Source organism: Pradoshia sp., from assembly GCF_051873915.1.
GTDB lineage: Bacteria > Bacillota > Bacilli > Bacillales > Pradoshiaceae > Pradoshia.
The window spans coordinates 1-5708 of record NZ_JBJEFJ010000182.1; the positions used below are offsets into that span (position 1 = coordinate 1).

A 5708-nucleotide genomic window follows, 5' to 3' on the forward strand; every position below is an offset into this window, starting at 1 on the left:
AAGAAAACTCTCCAAAAGCAGGATAGTAATTGCTTTTGAAGAGTTCCAAATTGTCAGCTGACGCGTCTGCGCCAAAGTGCATCCATATCCTCGAGTGTCTTGCCTTTTGTTTCCGGCACCCATTTCCAGACGAAAAGGGCAGAAAGAACACTCATAACGCCGTAGAAGCCATATGTCATCGCTCCGCTGTATTCCATCATCATCGGATACGTGGATGAGATGAAATAATTGGCTGCCCATTGGGCCGCTACCGCAATGGCTACTGCTTGCCCGCGAATCTTATTCGGGAAGATCTCTGAAATGAGCACCCAGCAGATTGGTCCCCATGACATCATAAAGGACGCTGTATAGATAATAATGAACACAAGGGTAGAAACCCCTATGATTTCAAAATAAGCAAGAGACGCTACACCAAACATCCCAATCGCCATCCCAATGGACCCGACGATCAAGAGCGGCTTTCTTCCCCACTTGTCCACCGTCATGATAGCGAGGATGGTGAAGATAACATTAACCAATCCCATGACGATGGTTTGCAGCATTGAGGCATCCTTTGCCGCACCCATGCTTTCAAAGATTCTTGGTGCATAATAAAGTGCCACATTGATTCCGACAAATTGCTGGAATACAGACAGCAGGATTCCGATGATAATGACCAGCTTGCCATAGGCAAATAATTTCCCCCGAGCAGCATTGGTTCCAAGGGTTCCTTTAATGTCGGCAAGAATACCTTTAGCTGCCTTCGCTCCATTAATCTTCGTCAGAACAGATAATGCTTGGCTGTCCTTCTTCTTAAGAGCGAGATAGCGCGGTGTCTCCGGAACAAAGAATAAAAGCAAACCGAAAAGAATGGCTGGCACAGCCTCTGAGGCAAACATATAACGCCAGCCAATATCATTGATCCAGGCGACTGTTTGTCCGCTCGCGATCAAATAATTGACGAAATAAACGACCAGCATCCCAAAGATGATGGCGAATTGGTTGAAGGAGACTAAGCGGCCGCGTATATCTGCCGGCGCAATCTCCCCTATGTACATCGGTACGACTGCTGAAGCAAGACCGACGCCGATTCCTCCGATAATCCGGTACACATTAAACATCAGCAGAAGCGAAATGCTCGGTTCCCCTTTTGTGAAGAATAAGAATTCCGGATAAGCTGAACCCAGCGCTGATAGAGTGAAGAGGATTGCTGCAAAGATCAAGGAATTCTTCCGGCCGAATTGACGGGAAAAATACCCGGAAATAATCCCTCCGATAATACAGCCAATCAAGGCGCTGGACGTTGTGACACCATGGATGAATGAGCTGAGCCCAAGGCTTTCAATGAAATATACCTCTAAAGAGCGCTCAGCCCCGGATATGACAGCTGTGTCATATCCGAAAAGCAATCCGCCGAGCGCGGCAACCATCGTAATCGTAATGATATAGCCTAAATTTCGTTTTTCCTTCATGATTGTCCATCCCCTTTATTCTGCCTGAACCTTAACGAAATTCCATTAACCCCTTACACAATTCCCTCGTTTGCGGGTAAACCTTCTGATAGAGCGCATATAGCTTGCGGTATTGTTCCGCCCTTTCAGGATTTGGGACATACTCATCCTTATAGGAGGTGAACACTTTTGCACATTCCTCTAAGCTGGCAAAGATACCGCTTCCATAGGCAGCCAGAATAGCCGCTCCAAGCGCAGGTCCCTGCTCTCCTCTCAAGGTCACGACTTTAGCCTGGAAGATATCGGCCTGCATTTGCAGCCATGCGGGATTCTTGGCTCCTCCGCCAATGGAGACGATGGTATCGATTTCTTTTCCCTTCTCCCGGAAAATCTCAATCGATTCATTCAGAGAGAACGTGATGCCCTCCATGACAGCCCGAGCCAAATCTGTTCTCGTATGTGTCGCATCAAGGCCGATGAAGCTTGCACGAATCATCGCATCCGGATGCGGCGTCCGCTCACCTGTTAAGTATGGAGCAAAGAGAAGTCCATGTGCTCCAGGCGGAATGTCTCCTACACCTTCAAGCAATTGCTCCATCGTCTCCTCTTTGGCAAACTGCTCCTTGAACCAGCTGAGCGAGTGACCGGCAGATAAAGTTACCCCCATTGTATAGAAGGCATCTTCCTTCCCATGATTGAAATAATGGACGACTCCGCCGAAATCAAGATCCTTCTCTGCCTCATAGGAGAGAATGACTCCGGAAGTACCGATGCTGCATAGGGTTGCGCCTTTTGCAAGGATATTCGCTCCAATGGCGCCGCACGCATTATCCGCTCCACCGGCGAACACCCTCGTTTCAGGTGAGAGCCCAGTGCTTGCTGCGAAGGCAGCAGTCAATGTACCGGCAAGCCCGTGAGATTCCAGTAATGGCGGACAGAGACTTTCCTTTATCCCGAAGATCCCACAAATCTCCTTGCTCCACTTCTTATTCGGCACATCCAGCAGCAGCGTACCAGCCGCATCGGAGTATTCACTGTGAATCGTGCCGGTCATTTTGAAACGGACATAATCCTTTGGCAGCATAAACACCGCTGCCTTCTCAAACAGTGCTGGTTCATGCTCCTTCACCCAGAGAAGCTTCGGCAGGGTGAATCCCTCCAAAGCAGGGTTTTTCGTAATGGAGAGAATTCTCTCCTTCCCTGCCGTCTCGTAGATTTCCTCACATTGCTTTGTCGTTCTTGTATCATTCCAGAGGATGGCCGGGCGGAGCACCTCATACTCCTCATCAAGGAGAACAAGTCCGTGCATCTGCCCGGAAAAGCTGATTCCGGCTATATCGCCAGGCTCGCCGTCAAAACGCTCGATAAGCTCAGCCAGTGCCTCTTTCGTCTGCTTTACCCAATCCTCCGGCGATTGCTCGCTATATCCCGGCTTTGGATGATAAAGAGGATAAGGCTTTGATACCTCTAAAGAAACCTCTCCAAGTTCATTGACAAGCAAGGCCTTGACCGAGCTCGTTCCAAGATCGATTCCAATTACGTACTTCATTGTCCGGCTCCCTCCTGCCTTGTCCATTAGCGAAGAATATCAAGTAAGTAAGAATTAACGATGGCTCTTAGTTGTTCCTGTCTGCCGGATTGATTTTTGATTTCGCCAAGACCGAGTGCATACTGCTCCAATGATTTCAAATCAGCTTTTCCTTCAACGATTTCAAGGCCGATTCCATCTTTGAAGCTGCTGTAACGGTTATCAATGAAATTCTCAAGAACCTTGTCATCAATTAGTTTCTGAGCAACCTTGGCACCAATTGCGAAGCTGTCCATACCGGCAATATGAGCGTGGAATAAATCTTCCGGATCAAAGGAGCCCCTTCTTACCTTCGCATCAAAGTTCAGACCGCCTCTGCCAAGTCCGCCGTTCTTAATAATTTCATACATCGCTAATGTCGTAGAGTACAAGTCTGTTGGGAATTCGTCCGTATCCCAGCCAAGAAGCGGATCCCCTTGGTTTGCATCCACAGAACCTAGCATGCCATGAATGCGTGCAACGCGTAATTCATGCTCGAATGTATGGCCAGCCAAGGTTGCATGGTTTGCTTCTATATTAAACTTAAAGGAATCAGCTAAATCATAAGCCTGCAAGAATGATAGAGCTGTCGCCACATCATAATCATATTGGTGCTTTGTCGGCTCCTTCGGTTTTGGCTCAATCAAGAACTGGGCATCAAAGCCGATTTCTTTCGCGTAATCAACCGCCATATGGAACAAGCGTGCCAGATTATCGAGTTCGAGCTTCATATTTGTATTTAATAAAGTCTCATAGCCTTCACGACCGCCCCAGAACACATAGTTCTGCGCACCAAGCTCTTTACCGACTTCAAGACCCTTCTTCACCTTAGCTGCTGCATAAGCAAACACATCTGCATTAGGGGCTGTACCTGCACCATGCACCCAGCGAGGATGAGAGAACATATTCGCCGTGTTCCAAAGAAGCTTTGTTTTGCTCGTCTTCATATAATCCTTGATCATAGCAACAATCACATCAAGATTCTTATTCGTTTCAGCTAAGGATGTTCCTTCCGGTGCAATATCGACATCATGGAAGCAGAAGAATGGCGCCTGCAATTTTTCGTAGAATTCAAATGAAGCTTCGACACGTGCTTTCGCAAGATCTAATCCAGTTAAATGGTTGTATGGTCTCTTCATTGTTGCCTGACCGAATGGATCGGTGCCCTCAGCCGTAAAGGTATGCCAATAAGACACAGCGAAACGAAGCAGTTCCTCCATCGTCTGACCATTTACTTGCTCGTTCGGATTATAATAACGGAATGAAAAATCATTTTGACTGTTTGGCCCTTCATATTGAATCTTCTGTACATTTGAGAAATAGCTCATCATTTCTTCCTCCTTGAAAATCTATGTAATCGTTTACAACTCACAAGGAAATTGTAGCATGGAAAACTTTGTTTGTCTAACGAATAAACAAAGTTTTTCAAATCGTTGCACTTATGGTATAAATAAGAGTAGCGAGTATATGAAGGAGAGGAAATGATGAAGTGGAATCAGCAAGTCGTTAAGCTGAACAATAAACAAATCATCCTGCAAGCCATACGTGATAAGGCACCAATCTCACGAGCCGACTTATCCCAAACACTCGGGTTGACGAAAGGCACCATCTCCTCCTTAGTGAACGAATTGCTTGAGGAGAAGTTATGTGTAGAATCAGGTCCTGGGGAATCAAGCGGCGGCAGAAGACCTGTCATGCTTCTGTTTAATGACCGGGCCGGCTATACGATTGGCATCGATGTCGGCGTCAATTACATACTGGGCATCTTAACTACGTTAAATGGCGATATCATACGTAAGGAGAAACAGAAAACAGACAACAAGGATTATCAAGCAGCTGTCGGAAGAATCATCTCTATGATCAAGGATCTTCATCAATCCGTTCCAGAAAGCCCTTATGGAGTGGTCGGAATCGGGATTGGGATTCCTGGAATTGTGGATAATGAGGGAGATATCCTGCTTGCCCCGAACCTTGGCTGGGAGTACAAGAATCTCAGGAAGGAAATCGAGGCAGCCTTCTCCATTCCCGTCATTATTGAGAACGAGGCTAACGCAGGGGCTTATGCCGAAAAAATCCTCGGTGCCGGCCAGGATTGCGACAATATGGTCTATGTCAGCGCTGGAATCGGGATTGGGGCTGGATTTATCTTGAATGGGCAGCTTTTTAAGGGGGCAAACGGGATATCTGGTGAAATGGGCCATATGTCCATTCAATATGACGGACTTCCTTGTCCATGCGGGAATAAGGGCTGCTGGGAATTATACGCCTCAGAGCGCGCCCTGCTGACAAAGGCAGAGGCCATCCATCCAAATCAAGAAGACCTCTCCCTTGAGGATTTGATTGAGTTATGTGATGCCAATCGCCAAACGAAGCCTCTATTTGAGGAGGTCGGAACCTTTCTCGGAATTGGGATGACGAATATCGCCAACACCTTTAATCCCGAGAAGATCATCATCGGCAATCGGCTCGCAATGGCGAAGGATTTGCTGATAGAATCCATCCTGGCAAACGTAAAGGAACGAAGCCTGAAGAACAGCCAAACTGATTTGCAGATTGTTTTTTCCAATCTATCAGTCTATTCCGCCGCATTAGGGGCAGCCGCACATGGGGCAGAACATTTTTTATCCATTGATTTACACAAAAAAAGTGTAAATGCATACTAAAACCGTCGATATATATGATGTAACAGTCATCGCAGCATTCTCCATTCT

4 protein-coding genes are annotated in these 5708 nt (G+C 46.9%); 1 reads left to right on the top strand and 3 read right to left on the bottom strand.

Annotated elements, in window-relative coordinates:
- Window positions 1-53 precede the first annotated feature (53 nt).
- Genes xylE through xylA form a run of 3 tightly spaced genes read right to left on the bottom strand, consistent with a single transcriptional unit; the run spans window position 54 to window position 4325 of the window.
- A complete protein-coding gene (gene xylE / locus ACI35L_RS15975) occupies window positions 54-1451 on the bottom strand; it encodes a D-xylose transporter XylE (RefSeq protein ID WP_049670443.1) in 1398 nt (465 codons plus the stop codon).
- A 31-nt stretch (window positions 1452-1482) separates the two neighbouring features.
- Entirely contained in the window at window positions 1483-2979 is a 1497-nt protein-coding gene (gene xylB, locus ACI35L_RS15980) for a xylulokinase (RefSeq protein ID WP_439803293.1), read from the bottom strand.
- A 26-nt stretch (window positions 2980-3005) separates the two neighbouring features.
- Window positions 3006-4325: a xylose isomerase gene (gene xylA, locus ACI35L_RS15985; RefSeq protein WP_049670441.1), complete on the bottom strand. Its 1320-nt coding sequence runs from the start codon at window positions 4323-4325 to the stop codon at window positions 3006-3008.
- 153 nt (window positions 4326-4478) lie between these two features.
- On the opposite strand from xylA, the gene ACI35L_RS15990 reads away from it, so the two are divergent.
- Entirely contained in the window at window positions 4479-5660 is a 1182-nt protein-coding gene (locus ACI35L_RS15990; protein WP_439803294.1) for an ROK family protein, read from the top strand.
- The last annotated feature ends 48 nt before the right edge of the window (window positions 5661-5708 follow it).